Origin of the sequence: Paenibacillus haidiansis (assembly GCF_036553665.1) — a bacterium.
Classification (GTDB): Bacteria; Bacillota; Bacilli; order Paenibacillales; family Paenibacillaceae; genus Fontibacillus; species Fontibacillus haidiansis.
Map to the genome: position 1 here is coordinate 159,668 of NZ_JAZHPZ010000001.1, position 20,995 is coordinate 180,662.

General features: G+C 56.7%; 22 protein-coding genes and 1 pseudogene. All 23 read right to left on the reverse strand.

The window, feature by feature from the left end; translation table 11 throughout:
• Positions 1-110 precede the first annotated feature (110 nt).
• Entirely contained in the window at positions 111-713 is a 603-nt protein-coding gene (locus V3851_RS00725; RefSeq protein WP_331844578.1) for an anti-sigma factor, read from the reverse strand.
• On the reverse strand, positions 710-1,303 hold the full coding sequence (locus V3851_RS00730) for an RNA polymerase sigma factor (RefSeq protein ID WP_331844579.1): 594 nt from the start codon (positions 1,301-1,303) through the stop codon (positions 710-712). The genes V3851_RS00725 and V3851_RS00730 overlap by 4 nt, the downstream gene beginning before the upstream one ends.
• A 270-nt stretch (positions 1,304-1,573) precedes the next feature.
• Positions 1,574-2,455, reverse strand: a complete 882-nt coding sequence (locus V3851_RS00735) for an ROK family protein (protein ID WP_331844580.1) — start codon at positions 2,453-2,455, stop codon at positions 1,574-1,576.
• 50 nt (positions 2,456-2,505) lie between these two features.
• Positions 2,506-3,291: an SDR family NAD(P)-dependent oxidoreductase gene (locus tag V3851_RS00740; RefSeq protein ID WP_331844581.1), complete on the reverse strand. Its 786-nt coding sequence runs from the start codon at positions 3,289-3,291 to the stop codon at positions 2,506-2,508.
• A 282-nt stretch (positions 3,292-3,573) separates the two neighbouring features.
• Positions 3,574-4,668: a prephenate dehydrogenase gene (locus V3851_RS00745; protein WP_331844582.1), complete on the reverse strand. Its 1,095-nt coding sequence runs from the start codon at positions 4,666-4,668 to the stop codon at positions 3,574-3,576.
• 63 nt (positions 4,669-4,731) lie between these two features.
• A complete protein-coding gene (gene hisC / locus V3851_RS00750; RefSeq protein ID WP_331844583.1) occupies positions 4,732-5,829 on the reverse strand; it encodes a histidinol-phosphate transaminase in 1,098 nt (365 codons plus the stop codon).
• Positions 5,830-5,879: 50 nt separating this feature from the next.
• The gene (gene trpA / locus V3851_RS00755; RefSeq protein WP_331845230.1) at positions 5,880-6,692 is read right to left on the reverse strand and encodes a tryptophan synthase subunit alpha; all 813 of its coding nucleotides are present in this window, start codon (positions 6,690-6,692) and stop codon (positions 5,880-5,882) included.
• A gap of 11 nt (positions 6,693-6,703) precedes the next feature.
• The gene (gene trpB / locus V3851_RS00760) at positions 6,704-7,912 is read right to left on the reverse strand and encodes a tryptophan synthase subunit beta (protein WP_331845231.1); all 1,209 of its coding nucleotides are present in this window, start codon (positions 7,910-7,912) and stop codon (positions 6,704-6,706) included.
• Between the two features lie 27 nt (positions 7,913-7,939).
• A pseudogene (locus V3851_RS00765) lies at positions 7,940-8,656 on the reverse strand (phosphoribosylanthranilate isomerase); the annotation flags it as partial.
• The gene (trpC, locus tag V3851_RS00770) at positions 8,571-9,467 is read right to left on the reverse strand and encodes an indole-3-glycerol phosphate synthase TrpC (RefSeq protein WP_331844584.1); all 897 of its coding nucleotides are present in this window, start codon (positions 9,465-9,467) and stop codon (positions 8,571-8,573) included. The gene trpC and the pseudogene V3851_RS00765, both read right to left, overlap by 86 nt.
• A complete protein-coding gene (gene trpD, locus V3851_RS00775; RefSeq protein ID WP_331845232.1) occupies positions 9,457-10,497 on the reverse strand; it encodes an anthranilate phosphoribosyltransferase in 1,041 nt (346 codons plus the stop codon). Before trpD ends, trpC begins: the two co-directional genes overlap by 11 nt.
• A gap of 16 nt (positions 10,498-10,513) precedes the next feature.
• Positions 10,514-12,076 (reverse strand): anthranilate synthase component I, encoded by a 1,563-nt coding sequence (trpE, locus tag V3851_RS00780; RefSeq protein ID WP_331844585.1) that lies wholly within the window; start codon positions 12,074-12,076, stop codon positions 10,514-10,516.
• Positions 12,077-12,448: 372 nt separating this feature from the next.
• Positions 12,449-12,826 carry a chorismate mutase gene (gene aroH, locus V3851_RS00785; RefSeq protein ID WP_331844586.1) on the reverse strand — a complete coding sequence of 126 codons (378 nt, stop codon included), beginning with the start codon at positions 12,824-12,826 and terminating at the stop codon, positions 12,449-12,451.
• The gene (gene aroB, locus V3851_RS00790) at positions 12,819-13,922 is read right to left on the reverse strand and encodes a 3-dehydroquinate synthase (protein ID WP_331844587.1); all 1,104 of its coding nucleotides are present in this window, start codon (positions 13,920-13,922) and stop codon (positions 12,819-12,821) included. The genes aroH and aroB overlap by 8 nt, the downstream gene beginning before the upstream one ends.
• Complete coding sequence (gene aroC, locus V3851_RS00795) at positions 13,922-15,091, reverse strand: chorismate synthase (RefSeq protein ID WP_331844588.1); 1,170 nt, start codon at positions 15,089-15,091, stop codon at positions 13,922-13,924. The genes aroB and aroC overlap by 1 nt, the downstream gene beginning before the upstream one ends.
• Before the next feature lie 232 nt (positions 15,092-15,323).
• Positions 15,324-15,497, reverse strand: a complete 174-nt coding sequence (locus V3851_RS00800; RefSeq protein ID WP_331844589.1) for a hypothetical protein — start codon at positions 15,495-15,497, stop codon at positions 15,324-15,326.
• 68 nt (positions 15,498-15,565) lie between these two features.
• Positions 15,566-16,402, reverse strand: coding sequence for a CheR family methyltransferase (locus V3851_RS00805; RefSeq protein ID WP_331844590.1), 837 nt, complete (start codon positions 16,400-16,402; stop codon positions 15,566-15,568).
• Positions 16,393-16,836 (reverse strand): nucleoside-diphosphate kinase, encoded by a 444-nt coding sequence (gene ndk / locus V3851_RS00810; protein ID WP_331844591.1) that lies wholly within the window; start codon positions 16,834-16,836, stop codon positions 16,393-16,395. The genes V3851_RS00805 and ndk overlap by 10 nt, the downstream gene beginning before the upstream one ends.
• Before the next feature lie 118 nt (positions 16,837-16,954).
• Entirely contained in the window at positions 16,955-17,929 is a 975-nt protein-coding gene (locus tag V3851_RS00815; RefSeq protein ID WP_331844592.1) for a polyprenyl synthetase family protein, read from the reverse strand.
• On the reverse strand, positions 17,926-18,792 hold the full coding sequence (locus tag V3851_RS00820) for a menaquinone biosynthetic enzyme MqnA/MqnD family protein (protein WP_331844593.1): 867 nt from the start codon (positions 18,790-18,792) through the stop codon (positions 17,926-17,928). Before V3851_RS00820 ends, V3851_RS00815 begins: the two co-directional genes overlap by 4 nt.
• The gene (locus V3851_RS00825; protein ID WP_331844594.1) at positions 18,773-19,396 is read right to left on the reverse strand and encodes a UbiX family flavin prenyltransferase; all 624 of its coding nucleotides are present in this window, start codon (positions 19,394-19,396) and stop codon (positions 18,773-18,775) included. Before V3851_RS00825 ends, V3851_RS00820 begins: the two co-directional genes overlap by 20 nt.
• Positions 19,396-20,268 (reverse strand): UbiA-like polyprenyltransferase, encoded by an 873-nt coding sequence (locus tag V3851_RS00830; protein WP_331844595.1) that lies wholly within the window; start codon positions 20,266-20,268, stop codon positions 19,396-19,398. The genes V3851_RS00825 and V3851_RS00830 overlap by 1 nt, the downstream gene beginning before the upstream one ends.
• On the reverse strand, positions 20,261-20,986 hold the full coding sequence (locus tag V3851_RS00835) for a demethylmenaquinone methyltransferase (RefSeq protein WP_331844596.1): 726 nt from the start codon (positions 20,984-20,986) through the stop codon (positions 20,261-20,263). The genes V3851_RS00830 and V3851_RS00835 overlap by 8 nt, the downstream gene beginning before the upstream one ends.
• Positions 20,987-20,995: the final 9 nt, after the last annotated feature.

Below are 20,995 nucleotides of genomic sequence, written 5' to 3' on the forward strand. Positions count from 1 at the left end.
CCCCTCCACTTTTGAATTTATCTTTAGGAATATCATTATATCATGTTTAAGTAAAAACGCCTCTTTCGCCCATCGGAACGGAAAGAAGCGTTATTGACTTTAATACCGTATTATCTCCTGTATTTCTGGATTCCTTTCCAGGAAACCAGCGCCAGAACCATGCCCGCCATCGATAAAAGCATCCAATACTGCGGATATGCCGGGCCCAATTGTACGACGAACGGATCTACAACACCGCGGGAAACACCCGGAAGCGCAAAGGCGAAATCGCCGGACGTTTCGGTATCGCCCGCCGCCACGGCCGCGGGAATAATTCCGGTCGCCGGCTTGTTTGCTGCTTGATCCGTTTTGACCGAGCCGCCGATTGCGAACAGCAGCGTGCTGAATAGAAAAACGGCCAGGAAGCAGGCGGCCCATATCGAAACGCGGCGCCGCAGCCGTCTTCCATAGCTTTTATCCCGGATATCCGGAGCGAGCCACGGCGATTCCGCGTAGATCCGGTCCATGACTTTGCGGTTGACGGCTTCAGCCTGCTCATCGCTGACTTCCACGGGCAGCGCTTGAAGCACGTCCATGCTGTCCATCCAGAGTTGATGCTCAGCCGCACAAGACTCGCAGCCCAAAATATGCCATTCCAGCAGTTTGCGCTGGGGATCGTGCTCCGGCAAATCCGGCAGCAATCCGAACAGTTCTTGGGCCTCTCTACAATTCATCTGTTTTTCATCCCTTCGTAATGCTCGTAAACCGGTTCATAGAAGTAGGGTTCAAGCTGGCTCTTCACGCTACTCCGCGCCCGAAACAACAGGGATTTTACAGCACTGACGCTTTGTCCGAGAATACTGGCGATCTCCTGGTAATCCAGTTGGTCATACTCGCGCAGAATTAAGGCGGACCTTTGCTTCTCCGGTAGATTATTGATCGCTTCACGCACCATGCCGACCTTCTCGTTGCGCAAGATCGCCTGCTCCGGCGCCACTTCGCCCGGTGCGACCGGAACGAACCCGCTCTCTTCCAGCGGTACATTGGCCGCACGCTGCTTGCGTAGCTCGCTAAGCACGGTATTTCTTGCGATCGTATACAGCCAGGTCGAAAAAGAAGCGTCCACTTCCCGGAAAGAATGCAAACTGCGGAATGCTTTATAGAACGTTTCCGAGCAAATATCTTCTGCAAGCAGCTCCAGATGAGCGCTCTTAAGCATATGGTATACGAAAGCCAGTATTTTGCGCTGATATCGTCGCATCAGCTCCGAATACAGCTCCGTATTGCCTTCTTTAATCTCACGAATCATTTGGGAATCCGTCATCTGAGTGCGATCCTCCTCGCCCATCCATGCACTTCTCCCCGTTCGATTCTATATAAATAATTACCGAACAGGATCCAAAAAGTTGCGGTCTATATGTAACAAATTTAATCTAAAAGTCCAAAACCGGCCAAAACATCACAATAACAGCATTAGTTCCAACAATCACCCAATATTATAGCACGGAACCGGGAATATCAAAACAGCATCATTTAGCTAAAATCGATTTTTCCAGGTTTTGGGCCGCTGTCTCCCAATACCCAATAATTTTAATTATGAACCAGCTTGCAGCGCATTCAGCCCCAAAGCGAGCGCGCCTTTCAGTCCGGCATCGGAGCCCAGACCCGGCGCCACGATGTAACGGTCGATGCCTTCCCCCAATTCCGGCGCGCTGATATAGCCCCGCAAATTCCGCCGGACCTCTTCCCGGATCAACGGATAGAGCTGGTTTTGCCCCATGACTCCTCCGCCGATAATTACTTTTTTCGGAGACAATGTCAGAACCGTTGCGGTCACGGCCTGACCTATGTAATAAGCTTCCAGCGACCAAGCGGGATGGGATTTCGGCAGTTCCTTGCCTTGCACTCCCCATCGGCGTTCCAGCGCCAGGCCCGAAGCCATACCTTCCAGACAATCCCCGTGGTAAGGACAATTCCCGGCAAAAGCGTCGTCGGGATGGCGACGCACCGGAATATGCCCGGCCTCGGGGTGCAGCAGTCCGTGTACCGCCTTGCCTTCGGCGACGACGCCCATTCCGATCCCCGTGCCGATCGTATAATAAACACAGCTGTCCAACCCTTTGGCCGCTCCCCAAATAACCTCGCCCAAGGCTGCCGCATTCACGTCCGTATCCCAGCCGTAAGGGACGTCGTATTCGCGCTTGAGCGTCCCCAGGAAGTCGCACCCGCTCCAGCCCGGTTTGGGCGTAGTTGTAATATGCCCGTACTCCGGGCGTGCGGGATCGAGGCCGATCGGCCCGAAGCTGCCGATCCCGATCGCATCAACCGGCTTATCCCGGAAATAAGAGATAATCCGCTCCAACGTTTCCGCGGGTTGGGACGTAGGAAAACTCGTCCGCTCCAGAATGTCCCCCCGCTCATTTCCGATTCCGCACACCATTTTGGTACCGCCGGCTTCGACAGCTCCGATCATCATGGCAAAACCCTTCTCTTATTTTAAACCCAACAAAATCCGGTTAGCAAATTTTATAGGACCGCGGATTTTCCGCCGTCGATATTGACGGAGGTTCCGGTGATATAGGACGCCGCCTCCGAGACGAGAAAAGCGATGACATTCGCCGCCTCCTGCGCCTCGCCGATCCGTCCGAGCGGGATGCCGTGCCGCGGATCGCGGGCAAACTCCTCCCAGGACAGCTCCGGCGCAGAGGCTTTCCATTTCCGCTCGATCTGGTCGCTGCGAATTAAGCCGATGCAGACCGCGTTGACCCGGATGCCGTCGGCGGCCAAATCCTTGCTCATCGCCTTGGTCAACGCAAGCCCGGCCGCACGGCTCACCGACGTCGGGAGCGACGAGGCTCCCGGGGCCTTGCCCCCGATCGCCGTCACGTTTACGATCGCTCCCCCGCATTCCGCCTTACGCAGATATGGCAAAGCCGCGCGGGCAAAATGTACCGCTCCGAACAGCTTCAAATCCAGGTCCGCCTCCCATTGATCCGGCTCCACTTCGGGAAACGGACTGGCGGCCGACGTACCGGCATTATTGACCAGGATGTCCAAACCGCCCAGCCGCTTCGCCGCTTCCGTTACTGTGCGCTCCGCCTCATCCCGGACCGAGACGTCCGCGGAAATCGTAATGGGATCCCTACCCGTCCGTTCCCGAATCAAGTCCGCCGCCTGCCGGAGATGCTCCTCGTTTCGGGCCACGATCGCCACCTCGGCTCCTTCGCCGGCGAGCGTCAGCGCCGTCGCCAGTCCGATTCCTTTGCTTCCGCCCGTCACAATCGCTTTTTTATGCTTCAATCCCAAATCCATATGCATTCGCCTCCCGATCGAAATTTTTCCTGTAGACTATTGTATCCGAATTTTCGCCCGCAATCTAATTTCTGACTAAGGACCACCCGGTTTGCCGTAAAATGGCAAAAAAAAACCGCTTCGTTAAGAAGCGGTCTTGCTCACTACCGAGCAACAGATATTGGATAGGAGTGGAGAGAAACCATACTGTACTTTTATTATATGTATACGTTTTCATTTTGTCAACACTTTTTTTAAGCGTTTTCATTTTGCGAAATAAGGGGATTTCTCCCCCCGTAAAACCTACACGTAAACCGAATAACCCAACGAGTTCAAATGGTCCTTAGCCCGCTCCATTTCGGTTTCCTGGCGGAACGACAGCCGGAGCACGCCCGGAACATCCTCCCGGCTCTCGATGATCTGCATATTGCTCAGGTTGATATGCCGAACGCCGAGCTCCGTGGCGATATGCCCGATAATCCCCGGATGGTCGGGCACGTCGATATACAAGTCGAACAGAGATGTGATCGCACCCTTCCGGCGTTCGGGGAGTTCGCCGCGGAACAGATTGGCTTTTTCGAAGGCCTGCTTGATCCCGGCTCCGTCCCCATGCTCCAGCAGCCCGATAAAGCCGCCGATTTCGGCGTTCCAGTCCTTAAGCAGCGAAAGGAGCACCTCCCGGTTGCTCAGGAGAATATCGCGCCAGATGACCGGATCGCTGGATGCGATCCGGGTGATGTCACGGAAGCCCCCGGCGGCGAGCATCCGGTAAAGACCGTTGGTGCCGTTGTAGTCGCACACCTGATTGACGAGCGCCACGGCGATAATATGAGGCAGATGGCTGATCGCCCCCACGATTTGATCGTGCATGACCGGGTCCACGCGGACGATCTGCGCTCTCGTATAGGCGAGCAGCTTCTCGAGACGCGCGTACGCCTCCTCAGGCACGTCGGGAGACGGCGTCAGCACATAATAGGCGTTCTCGAACAACAAGGTGGATGCCGCATCCACGCCCGACCGTTCGGAGCCGGCCATCGGATGGCCGCCGATGAAATGCACGCCGGGCTTGGAGAGCATGCGGGCGCGGGCCGCAACCGAAGCTTTCGTGCTGCCCACATCGGTAATGATGCAGCCCGGCTTCAGCGGCAAAGCGTACAGCTTCTCCAAATATTCCTCCAGATTCCCGACCGGCACGCACAGAAATATAAAGTCGGCGTCCGAAGCCGCCTCTTCCATGGACTGCGTCGCGGTATCCACGACCCCGCGTTCGATCATCCGGTTCAGGGAACCCGGACGCGGACTGTGTCCGACCACCGTTAGGCCGGGCTTGCCCTTCAAGCATAATCCCAACGATCCGCCGATCAGACCGACCCCGAAAATAGCAACTTTAGTCGTCATATTCTTCACTCGATTTCTTCTGCGTAATGGTTATCAATCATGTATGTGTGTTCACAGCTTAGGCTATACGCGGGCTTCACTTCCGGATAATACCCGCTCCAGGGCGGCGATAAATTTGGCGTTCTGCTCGGCGGAGCCGACGGTTACCCGGATATGGGTCGGATATTTCGCAAAGCCCGGACGGACGATGATGCCCTGTTTCAGCAGCGCCTGGAACATTTCCGCCGCCGGCGTTTTGACATCGACCATAATAAAATTGCCGTGCGCCGGGAAATAACTCAACCCCAACCGGTCGAACTGCCCGTTCAAATATTGAATGCCATCGCGGTTCTTCGTCCGGCATTCGGCCACAAATTCATGATCCGTCACCGACGCCTTGGCGGCCGCCTGACCGAACCGCGACGTATTAAACGGCTCGCGAACCTGGTTGATCAGCTTGATCACGCCGGCCTGGCCGATGCCGTAGCCGATCCGCAGCGAGGCGAGGCCGTAAATTTTCGAGAATGTCCGCAGCACGATCAGGTTCGGATACTTGGACAAAAGCGCGACCCCGTTCGAATATGCCGGATCCGTCACGTATTCCGCATACGCCTCGTCCAGAATCACCAGCACATTCCCCGGCACACGGTCGAGGAAATCTACCAATTCACTGTCGGAGACGATCGTACCCGTCGGATTGTTCGGATTGCAAATCCATACCGCTTTCGTCTTCTTTCCGATTTTGGCCAGCATCGCATCCAAATCGTGGGTGCCGCCTTTGAGCGGAACCTCGATGCTTACCGCACCTTCGATATCGGCGTTGCTCTTATATACGGAAAAGGTGCAATCCGCCATCACCGTTTCGTCGCCGGGTACAAAGAATGCGCGGGCGATGAGCGCGATAATTTCGTCCGAGCCGCAGCCGAAAATAATCTGGTCCCGGCCTACGCCGTGATGGCCCGCCAGCACTTCCGTAAGCTCGGCGGCGCTGCCGTCCGGGTACAGGGTGATATTTTGCAATTCGGCTTCGATGGCCGCGCGGACGCGCGGGGAACAGCCGAACGGGTTCTCATTGGAGGCCAGCTTGATGACTTCGTCGAGGCCAAGCTCCCGCTTTACTTCTTCAATCGGTTTTCCCGGCTGGTATACCGGAAGGTTGACAATCTGGGGTTTTGGCAACATGTGATTTCCTCCTAGTTCCAAGCAAACCCGAGCCCATGTCTCGGTTTTGGCTAATGATTTATCTTTAATTGTGCCACAAAGTCACGGATTTGCAACAATCCTTGCTCCTTGGCGGCTTCGTTTGTCAGGAGCGGCAGACTTTCCTCGATCTTGCGTACGATGGCGCTGCCTACGACGACGCCGTCGCAGATTTGTGCAAACCGTTCGACCTGCTCCGTACTCGAAATGCCGAAGCCGACGGCGACCGGCAAGTCGGTCCGGGCTTTCACCGAGAGAATAAACTCATCCACCTGCCGGTGAAAAGAGCTCCGCTCCCCGGTTACTCCCAGAGAAGAGACGCAATAGATGAAGCCCCGGGCGCGCGACAATATTTTTTCGATCCGGTTGTTCGACGTGGGCGCCACGAGCGGCACAAGCTGCACATTCGCCCGGTCGGCCAATAGCAATACTTCTTCCGCCTCCTCAAAGGGAAGATCGGGAATGATGAGGCCGCTGATGCCGGCTTCCTGCAGCATACGGAAGAACCGTTCCAAGCCGGTTTGCAGCACCGGATTATAGTAGGTGAACAGCACGAACGGCATAGTCACGCCGCGCTCCCTGGCTTTCACGGCCGTAGCGATGCAGGTCTCTATGGTGATCCGGCGAACGAGGGCGCGCTCCGAAGCGCGCTGGATCACCGGGCCGTCCGCGAGCGGATCGGAGTACGGCACGCCGAGTTCAAGGATGTCCGCGCCGGCACGCTCCAATTCTACGATTATATCAACCGTTGTCTCTGGATCGGGATCACCGACCGTAATAAACGGAATCAGCGCCGTTTGCCCTTCGGCTTTCAGTTTCGTAAACTTCGCTTCCAACAAATTCACCGCAGCCCCGTTCATAGCTCAGCGCCTCCTTCGGTATAAGCCATAATCGACTCGACGTCCTTATCGCCGCGTCCGGACAGGCAGATGACGATCAATTCGTCTTTGCCCATTTGCGGGGCCAGCTTGACCGCCTGGGCGACCGCATGCGCGGATTCCAGCGCGGGGATAATGCCCTCCTGGCGGCTGAGCAGCTGCAAGGCGTCCAGCGCCTCGCGGTCGGTGATCGGGTAGTATACCGCCCGGTTGATATCCTTTAAGTAGGAATGCTCGGGCCCGATGCCCGGATAATCCAGCCCCGCCGAGATCGAATGGGCCGGCTGCACCTGTCCGTAAGCGTCCTGGAGCAGATAACTCAAGGAACCCTGGAACACGCCTTTGGTTCCTTTGGTCATCGTCGCCGCGTGAAATTCCGTGTCCACGCCTTTACCCGCCGCCTCCACGCCGACCAGCTTGACGGAAGCGTCCTCGACAAATGGATAGAACATCCCGATCGCGTTGCTTCCCCCGCCGACGGCGGCGATCAGCATATCCGGCAGCCGCCCTTCCGCTTCGAGAATTTGCCGGCGCGTCTCGTCGCCGATAATCCGCTGGAAATTGCGGACCATCATCGGGTAAGGATGGGGGCCGGTCGCGGAGCCGAGGATGTAAAACGTGTCCTGCACATTGCTGACCCAGTAACGCAGCGCCTCGTTGCAGGCATCCTTCAAGGTGCGGGTACCAGAGAGAACCGGCACGACTTCCGCTCCGAGCAGCTTCATCCGGAACACGTTGAGCTGCTGGCGCTTCGTATCCTCTTCGCCCATGAACACTTTGCATTCCAGGCCAAGCAAAGCGGCCACTGTTGCCGTAGCCACCCCGTGCTGTCCGGCCCCCGTCTCGGCGATCACCTTCCGTTTACCCATCCGCTTGGCCAATATGCCTTGGCCGATCGCATTGTTGATTTTATGGGCCCCGGTATGGTTCAGATCCTCGCGCTTCAAATAAATCTTCGCCCCGCCCAGATGCTCGGTCAGCCGTTCCGCGTAATACAGCGGCGTTTCCCGGCCCGAATACTGCTTCAGCAAATAATCGATTTCCGCCTGAAACTCGGGATCGTCCTTGAACTTCCCGTAAGACTCCTCCAGCTCGATCAAAGCGTTCATCAACGTTTCCGGCACATAACGGCCTCCGAACGGACCGAAGCGGCCGTATTCGTCAGGCACTTGCTGTCTTCCTGTCATCTTCCCTTTCACCCTCTCCACGAATGCTGCGATTTTGCCTATATCTTTCACTCCGCCGGTCTCTACGCCGCTCGATACGTCCACGCCGTCGGGAGACATGGCGCCGATCAATTCTCCCACATTCCCGGGATTCAAACCGCCGGCGGCCAGAAAAAAGATCCCCCGCTCCTTGGCCCACGCCCGGTACGGCGCGGCCTGTTCCCAAGCGAACGAAACTCCCGAGCCCCCGCCGTACAGCGGATCGTAAGTATCGAGCAGCAGCCCGTCGATGACTTTCTCATATGCGTCAACCGCCTTGCCTCCGTGCAGACTTCCGTCCGGCTTCACGGAGAAGGCTTTAAATATTTTCACACCGAACATTTCCTTGATCTGCCGGCAAAACTCCGGACTTTCCGAGCCATGGAGCTGCACGATATCCAGCGGAGCCACGGACAAAATGTCCGCCAGCTCTTCCATCGAGGGGTCCACAAATACGCCGACGCTCTCCGGAATTTTGCCGCTTTGCCATTCGCATAACACCGAGGCCAATTCGGCAGCCTGCGCAGCACTCACCCGCCGCTTGCTCCTTGCGAACACGAATCCGATATAATCAACCGGCAAGTTTATCATAGATTTTAGCACTTCAACGCTTTGAAGTCCACAAATTTTTACGGCCGTTTCAACCATGGCTGGGCAAACTCCCTTCGGGATCGGGCTCTGCGGAAGTAAGCTTCTTGAGATTGCGGCTTTCGAGATCGCGCCCATCGCCAGCGGCGCCGCCCTCCTGCATTGCCGGCCCCATCAGCTCGTAAACTCCCTCTTCCACCCGCTCTTTTCGCATAAACGTCTCCCCGATCAGCACGCCTTTTGCTCCTGCGCCGAGCAAAAATTCGATATCCGCCCGCGTGCGGATTCCGCTTTCGCTAATCAGCGTCACATCCGAGGGCACAAGCTCCGCCAAAGCTGAGGTAGTCGTCAGCGACGTTTCGAAGGTGCGCAAATTGCGGTTGTTGATCCCGATCAGCTTGGCATCCCCGAGCGCCAGCGTGCGCTCCAGCTCCTCCCGGTCGTGGACCTCCAGCAGGGCGTCCAAACCGAGGGCCGTAGCCGTGCGCAAATAGTCCCGAAGTTGATCGTCGCTCAAAATCGCGGCAATCAACAGCACGGCGTCCGCCCCCATCAGGCGCGCCTCGTAAATTTGCCGCTCGTCGATGATGAAATCCTTGCGCAGCAAAGGAACGTTGACGGCGGCGCGAATCGCCCGCAAGTACGCCGCGCTGCCCTGGAAGTATGTCTCGTCGGTCAGAACGGATATGCAATCGGTGCCTGCATCAACATAGCTCTGGGCGATTTCGACCGGGTGAAAGTCCGGCCGGATCAGCCCTTTGGACGGCGAAGCCTTCTTCACTTCGGCGATCAGGCCAAGCTCCCGCTTCCGGCCCGACGTCAATGCCCGGTGAAAGCCGCGTGTCGGCTCCATCGCCGAAATGCCGCGCTCCGCCTCCTTCAGCGAAAATCGCGCCGCCAGGTCTTCGACCTCCCGGCGCTTCGTCTCTACAATCCGATCAAGATACATAGCTGAGTTCCCCCGTTGTTTGAATTAATTGCTCCAATTTGGCCTGCGCTTTGCCGGAATCGATTGATTCCGCGGCGATGGCGACCCCTTCGCGGATGCTGTCCGCAAGGCCGGAAACATAGATGCACGCCCCCGCATTGGCGAGCACCACATCGCGGTACGCCCCCCGCTCCCCTTGAAGAACGCGCCGGATAATCGCGGCGTTCAACGCGGGATCTCCACCGAGCATTTCCGTAAGCGGATAAGTCTTCAGGCCAAGCGCCTCGGGCGTCAGCTCGTAAGTCTTCACTTCTCCGTCCTTCAGTTCGGACACAGTGGTTGACGACGAGATGCTGATCTCGTCCAGGCCCTCGGCGCTGGTAACGACCATCGCCCGCTTGGAGCCGAGCTCCCGCAGCACCTTGGCGATCGTTTCCGTCTTGCTGCGGTCGTAAATGCCGAGCACCTGGCGGTCCGCACCCGCCGGGTTCGTCAGCGGCCCCAGCATATTGAACACCGTTCTTACGCCGAGTTCTTTACGGGGCGCGGCCGCATGTCGCATGGAAGGATGGTACAGCTGCGCGAACAGGAAGCAGATGCCGATCTCGTCCAGGCACCGTTTGGCTTGCTCCGCGGAAAGCTGAATATTCACGCCCAGCGCCTCCAGCACGTCGGCACTGCCCGCCCGGCCCGAGGCCGAACGGTTGCCGTGCTTCGCCACCCGCGCGGAGACCGAGGCGGCGACGATCGCCGAAGTCGTGGAGATATTGAATTTATGGATGCCGGAACCGCCCGTTCCGCATGTGTCCAGCAGTTCCCGCGTCTCCGTGTCCATGCGGCTTGCGTACATGCGCATCGCTTCGGCAAACCCGGTGATTTCATCCACCGTTTCGCCTTTGATTCGCAGCGCGGTCAGCAGCCCGCCGATCTGTGCGGCCGTCGCCTCGCCGCCCATAATCGCCTCCATCACGCTCCGCGCTTCCTGCCGATCCAAATCCCGCCCTTCGATCAGGCGGCCGAGTCCTTTTTGTACCGTTTCCTGTCCGTTCATCATCCTTCTCCTCTCTTTAGCCTTTCGGGGTATATTCGTAAAGGTAGTCCTGATTGATCATGCCTTCGCCTTTCGGCTTGGACGGAAACATCGCCTCCGCCGTCCGGATCGCGGTCAAGAGCGCCTTCGCCTTATTGACCGATTCCTGATACTCGTTCTCCGGCACGGAATCCCAGACGATGCCGCCCCCGGCCTGCACGTAAGCTTTGCCGTGCTTGAACACGATCGTGCGGATCGTGATGCAGGAGTCCATATTCCCGGAAAATCCGAGATAGCCGATCGCCCCGGCGTACGTGCCGCGCGCTTCGTTCTCCAGCTCGGCGATGATCTCCATCGCCCGCAGCTTCGGCGCGCCGGATACGGTTCCGGCCGGCAGGCAGGAAAGGAAGGCGTCGAAGAAATCTTTGTCTTCCGCCAGCTTGCCGGATACCTTCGAAACCATATGCATGACATGCGAGTAGCGCTCGATCTGCATAAAAGAATCGCATTTGACCGTCCCGAATTGGGATACCCGGCCGAGATCATTGCGGCCGAGATCCACAAGCATAAGATGTTCGGCACGTTCTTTTTCATCTTGCAGCAAGTCGGCTTCCAGCGCCTTGTCTTCCGTTTCGGCGGCTCCGCGCGGCCGGGTGCCGGCGATCGGCCGGGTCTCAACCCGGTCCCCTTCCACCTTTACCAGCAATTCGGGAGAAGTCCCGACGATAATTTCATCGTCCATCTTGAGGTAATACATGTACGGCGAGGGATTCATCGTCCGAAGCACCCGGTATACATGAAGCGGGTCCACCTCGGTTTCAATATGGAAGCGCTGGGACAGCACCACCTGAAAAATATCGCCGGCCCGGATATATTCCTTGCCTTTTTCCACATTGGCGATAAATTGCTCTTTCGTCAGATTCGAAGCGATCTTCCCGAGCTCCACGTTTCCCGGCAGCGGCCGCGAGTTAAAGGGCTCGCCGGCTCCCTCCTGCTGCAGCAGCTTCGCGAGCTCATCCAGCTTCCGCTCCGCTTCGCCGTAAGCCAGGCGAATATCTCCATCCCGGTCGCCGTCGGCGATATGCACATTGGCCACGAGCATAATCCGTTGTTTGACGTGGTCGAACACGATCACCTGGTCGCAAAACATGAATTGCATATCCTGCATTCCGAGGTCATCGACCCGGTGAGCGGGAAGCTTTTCGTAATATTGCAGCACATCATAGCCGAAAAAACCGATTGCCCCGCCGGTAAACGGCGGCATCTCCGGAAGCTCGGGACTGCGGTAGCTCCGCAGTACCGCCTTCAACTCGTCCACGGGCTTTGAGGATCGGAACGTCTCTCTGACGCCCCGGCGCTCCATGACAACCTCGCCCTTCTTCGCCGACATCATCAGGAACGGATCGGTGCCGATGAACGAATAACGGCCCCAATTTACGCCGCCCTCTACGCTTTCCAGCAAAAATGCCCGCTCCCGCCGGGCGATCCGGCGGAAGATACGGATGGGGGTTTCCAAATCGGCGAGCAGCGTCCGGACGACCGGAATCAGATTGTAGTCCTTCGCCATCGCGATGACCTGTTCTACTTGCGGGGTTGTCATACAAGCTCACTTCCTTTTCGTCGATATATAACAAAAAAACCTCTACCGAAGTAGAGGTTTGCTTCATTCGCAGTATAATCACGGATATGTCCTGTATACGGCGCGGCGATACGCTATGAAATCAGGATAGAATCCCTGATACCGCGTATGCTTGAAAGCGCCGACCAGATGTTTTACAACCCATCAGGTCAGGACAATTCTCGGCTCGGCTCTGCTCAACTCAGCTAAACTCTACTCAGCTATAAACTCGCCGGAACGTTTGCGTCCGATCGGCACTCCTGCCGACCGCGACTATCATTCGCTCCGAAATCTTAAAATTACTATACCTTAAGACCCGCCTGTTTGGCAACAGCCGATTTGCAGGCTGTCAAATCATTGCGGTTCCGAGACGCTCAGATCCGGGCGCAAAATTTGCGCGCCGTTGAGATAAACATGGATCATTTCCCGCTGCCCCTTGTTCGTGTTCACCTGGACCAGCAAGCGGATGCATTTGGCCAGTCCGCCCTTCACCGGAATTTCCGTAGAACACATGAGCGGAACCATATCCCAGCCGCTGAGCGCGCGGATCGCCCGCGCCGGAAAGGTCGCGTCGAGATCCGGCGTAACCGTGATCCATACGCTGCCGATATCCTCCGGTACAATCTCATTCCGGACGACGATTTCTTTCAGCAGCGACGCGGTTGCCTCCAGGATCTCCGTTTCTTCGTTGCGGGATACCGTCGTAGCCCCGCGAATCCCCCGGTTATACATGCTGTCCCTCCTCTTTCAGTTCCCTGATGACCCGGCGGACTTCCTCCACCTTCACATCCGATACAATCTCCACTTTCCCTATCGACTTAGGCAATATAAATACGAGCTGTTGCTCCTTAAACTTCTTGTCGTGCATCATCGCGCCGATGATCTTGTCTTCATCCAACTGCTCCGGCATGATCGTCGGCAAACCGAAGCCCCGTAAAATCGAGGTCGTTTCTTCGTACAAGGACCGGTCCGCGCCGCGGTTTACGGAAATCAGCGCCGCCGCGGCCATGCCGATCGAAATCGCTTCGCCGTGCAAGTACTCGCCGTAGCCCGCAATCGCTTCGATCGCATGCCCGATCGTATGGCCCAGATTCAGGATCGCCCGCAGGCCGTTCTCCCGTTCATCGCGGGAAACGACATGAGCCTTGATCTCGCAGCCCTTCGTCAGGGCATATCCCAGTGCTTCCGGATCCAGGGCAAGCAGCTCGGCGGTGTGCTCTCGGCACCAGGATGTGAATGCTTCATCCCAGATCAGCCCGTGCTTGACGACTTCGGCAAGCCCCGCGCGCACTTCGCGTTCGGGAAGCGTCTGTAAGGTATCCACATCATACAGCACCATTTCCGGCTGATAAAAAGCGCCGATCATATTTTTCGCCAGCCGGTGGTTGACCGCGACCTTGCCGCCGACGCTGCTGTCGTGGGCCAAAATCGTCGTGGGCATCTGCACGAACGGGACGCCGCGCATGTAGGACGCCGCCACGAACCCGGCCAAATCGCCGACGACCCCGCCGCCGAGGGCCACGACCGCCGATTTACGGTCCAGCCCACCTTCGATTGCCGCCGTCATGACATCTTCAAAGACGTCCAGCGATTTCGACTTCTCTCCGGCCGGAACAATCTTGACGACCGTACTGTAGCCGGCCTGACGAAGCGATTCCTCCACCTGTTTCAGATGAAGCGGCGCCACATTATCGTCCGTGACGATAAGCACCGGGCTCTTGGCACTGAGGCCGTGGCGCGCAAAATAATCTCCCGCCTGGCTCAGCAGCCCGCCGCCGATATAGATGGGATAGGATCGTTCCCCCAAATCCACTTGAAGCGTCCGCATCAGTAGGCCTCCAGTTGAGCTTTGTAGCTCTCGAAATTGCGTTCGATCTCCTCCATCGAATCGCCCCCGAATTTCTCCAGGAACGCTTTGGCCACTTCCCAGGCGACGACATGCTCCAGCACCACGCTGGCCGCCGGGACGGCGCAGGCATCGGAACGCTCAACCTGGGCAGAGAACGGCTCCTTGGTGTCGATATCCACGCTTTGCAGCGGTTTGTACAGCGTAGGAATCGGCTTCATGACGCCGCGTACCACGATAGGCATACCGTTGGTCATCCCGCCCTCGAATCCGCCCAAGCGATTGCTGGCCCGGTAGTATCCGCGCTCTTCGCTGTACAGGATCTCGTCATGAACCTTGGAGCCCGGCAGCTTGCCGGCTTCAAAGCCGATCCCGATCTCCACGCCCTTGAACGCGTTGATCGACATGACGGCTTGGGCGATGCGTCCGTCCAGCTTGCGGTCGTATTGGACATGGCTGCCGAGCCCGACCGGCACGCCTTCCACGATACATTCCACAATTCCGCCGATGGAGTCGCCTTCCTCTTTAATCCGGTCGATATAGGCCTCCATCTTTTTCTCGGTCTCGGGATCGGCCACGCGCACGGATGAAGCTTCCGTCACCTTGGCCAGTTCCTCCAGCGACAAATTGTGCGGAGGAGCTTCGATCTCGCCGATCCGGATCACCTGGCCGGCGATGTTGATGCCGAATTTAGCCAGGAACTGCTTGGCGACCGCTCCGACCGCCACCCGGATCGCGGTCTCGCGGGCGCTGGAGCGCTCCAGCACATTGCGCAGATCCTTCAAGTTGTATTTCAAACCGCCGTTCAAATCGGCATGGCCGGGACGCGGCCGGTGCACGCGGCGCTTCTCTTCATCCGTTCCTTCTATAGGTTCGATATTCATAATGTTGCGCCAGTGCGTCCAGTCATTGTTGGCGACGACGAGCGCCACCGGAGCGCCGGTCGTGTAACCGTGACGTACGCCGCCGACAATTTGCGCCGTGTCCTTCTCGATCTGCATCCGCCGGCCTCTGCCGTATCCTTTCTGACGGCGGGCCAGTTCAAAATTAAGCGCCTCAAAATCGAGCTGCAGATTGCTCGGCAAACCTTCGATAATCGCGGTAAGCTGGGGACCGTGCGTCTCCCCTGCGGTTAGGTATCGTAAACTCATGGTGCGTTCCCCCTTTAAACTGCTAAACTGTAAAGAGCTAAAATCCTCTCCGCTCATTATAATATTTGAGTATACGTTCTGTCACGCGATGATTCAAGATTCCTCTGAATAAACGAAAATAACCCGCCCAGGTAGCGCCTAGGGAACGGGTTATTCTCTTCGGTTCAAGTGCATTCCTCACTATTGGGTGACTATCTAATTACGTCATCCATTTGTATATAAAAAATCGGGCTCACAGATTGCCGGTAGCATGCCGGTGGTCTTCGTGCTGACTCCTCTGCATTTCGGTCGCAGCGTGGTCCAGAATGTCTATGATCTGCGTCTTTTCCACACCAAGAATCTGCGCGCACTCCTGCAATGTGAGGAACCCGCGGCGATAAGCCTCGATCACCTTTCTTTTGTCCATATGCCTGCCTCCCTAAGCCTGTTGATTGTCATTATTGGGAAACGGAAGCGGGAATATACCTTCGCGGGTTACGTCTTTTTGCGGTAAAAGAAAGTCTCGGCCGGCTCCAAGCCGTATTGGGACGGAGAAAAGATCTGCTCGGTGCTTCCGACAAATAGAATTCCGCCCGGGCGCAGCGCACCGGCAAATTTGTGGTACAAGGCGTGCTTGGCCTCTTCGGTAAAATAGATCATCACATTGCGGCAGACGATCAGGTCGAAATTGTCTTCAAACGTATCGAGCAGCAAATTCTGCTTTTTGAAGGTCACCGCTTTTTTCAGGCTCGCGTCGAAGCGGAACATCGCACCCTCCTGCTTGAAATACCGCTTGGCCACATCCGGCGGCACGTCTTTCAGCGATCGTTCAAGATACAGGGCTTCCGCCGCTTTGGACAGGGCTCCTTCGTCGATGTCGGTCGCGAGCAAGTATGTATTATTCAGCAGTCCCTTATCGGCTAGAATCATGGACAGCGTATACGGCTCTTCGCCGGTAGAGCAAGCCGCGCTCCAGATTCTGAGCCGAGGTTTCCCGGCCGCAATCCCCGGCAGCACCGAGTCCCTCAGTACTTCCCAACGGTTCGGATTGCGCCAGAATTCGGACACGTTAATCGTCATCTTGTCCAGGAATTCATAGAAAAGCTTCTTGTCCTGCATCATCGCATGGTAAAAAGCATCAAAGGAAGAATACCCGTTCTTGTTGCGGAGCGTCGTAAGCCGCCGCTTCATCTGGGCTTCCTTATATTGGGCCAGATCGATCCCGGTGCTTTTCTTGATGCTTTGGATGAAACCGGTATAATCGGAATCGGCCGCTCCCGGCGCCGTTCCCCCGTTCGGCGCCGCCGCTGCGCCCGTACGGATCAGATCCATGGGGCGATACTCTTCGCATAGCTTACCAGCTCATGCGGTGCAAAGAAGTTGGCGATTTCGCGCTCCGCGCTCTCGGGACTGTCGGAACCGTGAATGAGATTAAACGGCGTGTGCGCCGCGAAATCGCCGCGGATCGTGCCGGGGGCGGCTTCCGTTACCTTCGTCTTCCCGATGACCATCCGGGACAGCGCGATGACGTCGTCCCCTTCCCAAACCATGGCAAACACCGGGCCTGAGGTAAGAAATCCGATCAGACTGTCAAAAAAAGGTTTGCCCTCATGTTCCGCATAATGCCTCTTGGCTTGCTCTTCGCTAACCTGCACTAGCTTGCCCGCCACGAGTTTGAAGCCCTTATCCTCAAAGCGGCCGATAATTCTGCCGATCAAACCGCGCTGTACGCCGTCAGGTTTAACCATCAAAAATGTACGTTCCATCGTTCTCCTCCGATTTTGCGCTAGCTTTTAACAGATGGTGCGGAGCCCTGCATCGGTAAACCGCACTTTAAGGCTGTTTTATGCGTATTCTACCAAAAAAACCTCCCGATGATAAGCTTCAATAGGAGCGTTTATTCACAAAAAGCGCAATCTCTTTCAGGTGGGTCCGCGATTTGCTCTCCGGCAGCCCCTCCAGCGCATCCAGCGCCTTGCCGATGAACCGGTCGGCCAGCCGCTCCGCCCGCTCGATTCCGGGGCTCGACACTATCATCCTGATCGCCCGGGAAGCGTCGGCCCCCGACCCTTCTTCCCGGATCGCCGCGATTTCCCGGAGCAGCGGCTCCTTGAGCCCGGGTTCCTGCAGCGCGTAAATGACCGGCAAGGTAATGTTGCCTTGACGCATATCACTGCCCGGCGGCTTGCCGATCGCCTGCTCCGTACCGCACAGGTCCAGCAGATCGTCGCGGATTTGGAACGCCATCCCGACATTGTATCCGTAGCGGTACAGCAGGGAATGGGTCTTGGCCGGCGCTCCCGCGGCCAGCGCCCCTAGCTGGCAGCTGATCGCGATGAGCAGCGCCGTCTTGCGCCGGATGCGCAGCAAATAATTGCGCACCGATTGATCGGTATTGAAGAAATCGCGGATCTGCTCCATCTCTCCGACCGACATTTGCACCATCGCTTTGGCCAAAATCCGGTGCAGTTGCGGAATCGGCAATTGGGTCGCGAGCATCAGCGCCTTGGCATAAATATAATCGCCGGTGTACATGGCGATCTTGTTGTCCCATTTCGCTTTCACCGTCGGCTTGCCCCTGCGCGTCCCCGCATCGTCGATCACATCGTCGTGAACGAGCGAGGCCGAATGGATCAGTTCAAGCGGGACGGCCACATGCTGCAGCTTTTCCAGGTCATAATCGCCGAATTTCCCGCCGAGCAGCACAAAGACGGGCCGCAGCCTTTTCCCCCCCGCTTTCAAAAGATGCAGGGACGTTTCGCTCAGCAGTTCATCATCGCCCTCGATGCTCCGGTACAACTGCCGTTCAATAAAATCCATATCCCTTTTTAGCGCGCCGAAAATATCCATTAATTTCATTCTTTCACCCGTGTCAGCTTATTGTCACTCCAAATATTGATGATGGCCTCGTTCGGCAGCAGCACCATTTCATGCGCATAGGAAAAATATAAGGCCAATCCTTTCTGCCGCTGCTCATTAAAATCATAACACAAGTTGCTGAAATAATGCTGCCAGTAGTCCGGCGTCCCGCCGATTTCACGGCAGGCCTGCGCCACAAGCGGCGCCAAATCGTTCAAGCTGCGGTTCTTGCTGGCTTGGAAAGCCTCAGTCAACTCGCGAAGAAAATCTCGATTGGCCTCGGCAAACGTCTTCTGTACCGCCCAAACGGCGAAGGTCATGCTGCACCCGGTCCACTTTTTCCAGACTTCCCCCAAATCGGTGACGATATAACCATGGTCCCGCCAGGAGGCTTCGATGGCATGGTCGCCGATAAGCAGGGCCGCATCGCTTTGCTCCATCATGGCATCGAGCACCGGTTCGCTGTCCCAGTAGACCGGTTTGCCACCATAGGCTTTTTCCATGATGATCTTGAGCAGATTGACCGATGTCGCCGACGTATTCGTCAGTGCGATGACCCCGTTTCTGATCTCCTCCGGCGGCTTGCGCGAAAACAGTAGAATCGAGTTCACCGGCCCGTCGGAGCTGACGGACAATTCCGGCAGCAGCACGAAACGGTCAGACCCGTAACCGAATGCAAAGGAAGATACGGGCGAAAGATCCAAAGTCCCTTCCAGCATCCTGCGGTTCAGCTTGGACGGAACCTCCGTCACAAGCGTCGCCGGCTTGGACAATTTCTCGGTTTCGAAATAATGAAAAACCGGCCAAACGTTGGTGTATTTAATTTTTCCGATGAGGATGTCGTCATTCTCCCGGTTGTTCACTGTGATCCCCCCATCTAGTAAAGAGAGCGTGTTCGATTCTCAGGTTGTCAAGTACTTTACCCACCAGAAAAGCAACCAAATCATCGATGCTTTTCGGTCCGAAATAAAACGCGGGCATGGCCGGAATCATCCGTACCCCAAGCCTTGCCAGCTTCAGCATATTTTCCAAGTGAATCGCATGGAGCGGCGTCTCGCGCGGAACCAGCACGAGCGGCCTTGCCTCCTTCAGCATGACGTCCGCCGCCCGCGTCATCAGGTTGTCCGACGTGCCGTTCGCGATCGAAGCGAGCGTGCCCATCGAGCAGGGCATAATGATCATGGCTTCCGCCAAAAAAGAGCCGCTGGCGATCGAGGCGCCGATATCCCCGATCGGATGATAGGTATAATCGCCGAAAAAACCGCCGAAATGCTTGCGGAGAACGCCTTCACGGTCGCCGACATCCCAGCCCAGCTCCTCTTTGATCACGCGCCAGCCGGCATTGGATATGACCAGATGTACGTTCATGCCGAGGCTCAGCAGGCATTCCGCAAGCTTAACGCCATATATGGACCCGCTCGCCCCGGTAATTCCAACCACCATCGTCTTTCCCTTGTAATCGTTCATCAGGAATGACGCACCACCAGATCGATCAGCGTAAAAGAAAAGACGACGATGCTGAGCACGCCGTTCATCGTAAAGAAAGCGGTCTGCAGCCGGCTAAGATCGCTTGGGGACACGATATGGTGCTCGTAGAACAGAATCAGGTAAGCGATCAGCATTCCGGCGATATAGAACCAGCCCAAATCCGTCATGAACAAGAGCGCGATATAACCGATCGCCGTGATGATGTGAAAAGCCTTGGCGATCTTCAGCGAATTCGCCACGCCAAACCGGACGGGAATCGAGTTGAGGCCTTCCTTCGTATCGAACTCCACGTCCTGGCAGGAATAAATGATATCGAAGCCCGCGACCCAAAACATGATTGTGAAGTACAGCACCAGGGCGGTCGCGTCAACCTTTCCGGCCACCGCCACCCAGCCGCCGAGCGGCGCCAGCGCGATGGTGAGTCCGAGCACGATGTGGCAGAGCCAGGTGAAGCGCTTCGTGTAGGAATACAGCACAAGCATAACTACCGCGATCGGCAGCAGCTTCATCGCCAGCGAATTCAGTTCGGCCGCCGCCCAGAACAAGAGCGCGAACGAAACGATCACGAAGGCCGTTACCTCGCCGATTTTCAGCAGGCCTGCGGGAATCGCGCGGTTTGCCGTGCGCGGGTTCTTGGCGTCGCTGACCCGGTCGATCAGGCGGTTAAGCCCCATCGCCGCGCTCCGGGCGCCGAACATCGCCAGCAGCACCCAGCCGATCTGCGCCCAGGACGGCAGGTGGTGATTGACCGCCACCGAGCCGAGCAGCGAGCCCATAAAGGCGAACGGCAGGGCGAATACGGTATGCTCAAATTTGATCATCTGTAGAAAAATTGCGATTTTCTTAAACATGTGGCGTCTCCTTCGTTCCGATATGCAGAGCGGCGATACCGCCGGTTAAAGGATACGCTTCGACTTTGGCAAGTCCGGTTTCCCGGAAAATATCCGCAAGCTCGTCACGGCCCGGGAACGACACGAGCGAATCCGGCAGCCATTTGTACTGTTCATAGCGCTTGGCGATCAATTTGCCCAGCATCGGAAGCAGATGTTTGAAATAAAAATAATAAAGGCCTTTAAACGGCTGCCAGGTCGGTTTGGACAGTTCAAGACAGACGACCATGCCGCCGGGTTTAACGACCCGCTTCATTTCGCCGAGCACCCGGCGCAGGTCGGGAACGTTTCTCAGCCCGAACCCGATCGTCGCGTATTGAAACGTATTGTCCTCGAAAGGCAGCTCCATCGCGTTCCCTTGAACCAGGGTGATCGAATTTTCCAGGCCGCGTGCGGCAATTTTGCCGCGGCCGATCTTCAGCATATTTTCGCTGAAATCGAGGCCCGTGATCGTTCCTCCGCTGGCTTCCGCCATGCTGATACTCCAGTCACATGTGCCGCAGCAAAGATCGATCGCCGTATCGCCCGGCGACATGTTCATCTTCTTCATCGTAAACTTGCGCCAGGCCTTATGGCGGCGGAAGCTCAAAATATCGTTCATGATATCGTATTTGGGGGCAATGCTCTCGAATACGGAATGCACGAACTGTTCCTTCGGTTTGGAGGAGGTAGCGCTCATATGATTTCT

What these genes read in the sequence shown, in the direction of transcription:
- V3851_RS00725 (WP_331844578.1), bottom strand. Translation starts at nt 713, where the DNA reads ATGAATTGTAGAGAGGCCCAAGAACTGTTCGGATTGCTGCCGGATTTG.
- V3851_RS00730 (WP_331844579.1), bottom strand. Translation starts at nt 1,303, where the DNA reads ATGACGGATTCCCAAATGATTCGTGAGATTAAAGAAGGCAATACGGAG.
- V3851_RS00735 (WP_331844580.1), bottom strand. Translation starts at nt 2,455, where the DNA reads ATGATGATCGGAGCTGTCGAAGCCGGCGGTACCAAAATGGTGTGCGGA.
- V3851_RS00740 (WP_331844581.1), bottom strand. Translation starts at nt 3,291, where the DNA reads ATGGATTTGGGATTGAAGCATAAAAAAGCGATTGTGACGGGCGGAAGC.
- V3851_RS00745 (WP_331844582.1), bottom strand. Translation starts at nt 4,668, where the DNA reads ATGACGACTAAAGTTGCTATTTTCGGGGTCGGTCTGATCGGCGGATCG.
- hisC (WP_331844583.1), bottom strand. Translation starts at nt 5,829, where the DNA reads ATGTTGCCAAAACCCCAGATTGTCAACCTTCCGGTATACCAGCCGGGA.
- trpB (WP_331845231.1), bottom strand. Translation starts at nt 7,912, where the DNA reads ATGACAGGAAGACAGCAAGTGCCTGACGAATACGGCCGCTTCGGTCCG.
- trpC (WP_331844584.1), bottom strand. Translation starts at nt 9,467, where the DNA reads ATGTATCTTGATCGGATTGTAGAGACGAAGCGCCGGGAGGTCGAAGAC.
- trpD (WP_331845232.1), bottom strand. Translation starts at nt 10,497, where the DNA reads ATGAACGGACAGGAAACGGTACAAAAAGGACTCGGCCGCCTGATCGAA.
- trpE (WP_331844585.1), bottom strand. Translation starts at nt 12,076, where the DNA reads ATGACAACCCCGCAAGTAGAACAGGTCATCGCGATGGCGAAGGACTAC.
- aroH (WP_331844586.1), bottom strand. Translation starts at nt 12,826, where the DNA reads ATGTATAACCGGGGGATTCGCGGGGCTACGACGGTATCCCGCAACGAA.
- aroB (WP_331844587.1), bottom strand. Translation starts at nt 13,922, where the DNA reads ATGCGGACGCTTCAAGTGGATTTGGGGGAACGATCCTATCCCATCTAT.
- aroC (WP_331844588.1), bottom strand. Translation starts at nt 15,091, where the DNA reads ATGAGTTTACGATACCTAACCGCAGGGGAGACGCACGGTCCCCAGCTT.
- V3851_RS00800 (WP_331844589.1), bottom strand. Translation starts at nt 15,497, where the DNA reads ATGGACAAAAGAAAGGTGATCGAGGCTTATCGCCGCGGGTTCCTCACA.
- V3851_RS00805 (WP_331844590.1), bottom strand. Translation starts at nt 16,402, where the DNA reads ATGGATCTGATCCGTACGGGCGCAGCGGCGGCGCCGAACGGGGGAACG.
- ndk (WP_331844591.1), bottom strand. Translation starts at nt 16,836, where the DNA reads ATGGAACGTACATTTTTGATGGTTAAACCTGACGGCGTACAGCGCGGT.
- V3851_RS00815 (WP_331844592.1), bottom strand. Translation starts at nt 17,929, where the DNA reads ATGAAATTAATGGATATTTTCGGCGCGCTAAAAAGGGATATGGATTTT.
- V3851_RS00825 (WP_331844594.1), bottom strand. Translation starts at nt 19,396, where the DNA reads ATGAACGATTACAAGGGAAAGACGATGGTGGTTGGAATTACCGGGGCG.
- V3851_RS00830 (WP_331844595.1), bottom strand. Translation starts at nt 20,268, where the DNA reads ATGTTTAAGAAAATCGCAATTTTTCTACAGATGATCAAATTTGAGCAT.
- V3851_RS00835 (WP_331844596.1), bottom strand. Translation starts at nt 20,986, where the DNA reads ATGAGCGCTACCTCCTCCAAACCGAAGGAACAGTTCGTGCATTCCGTA.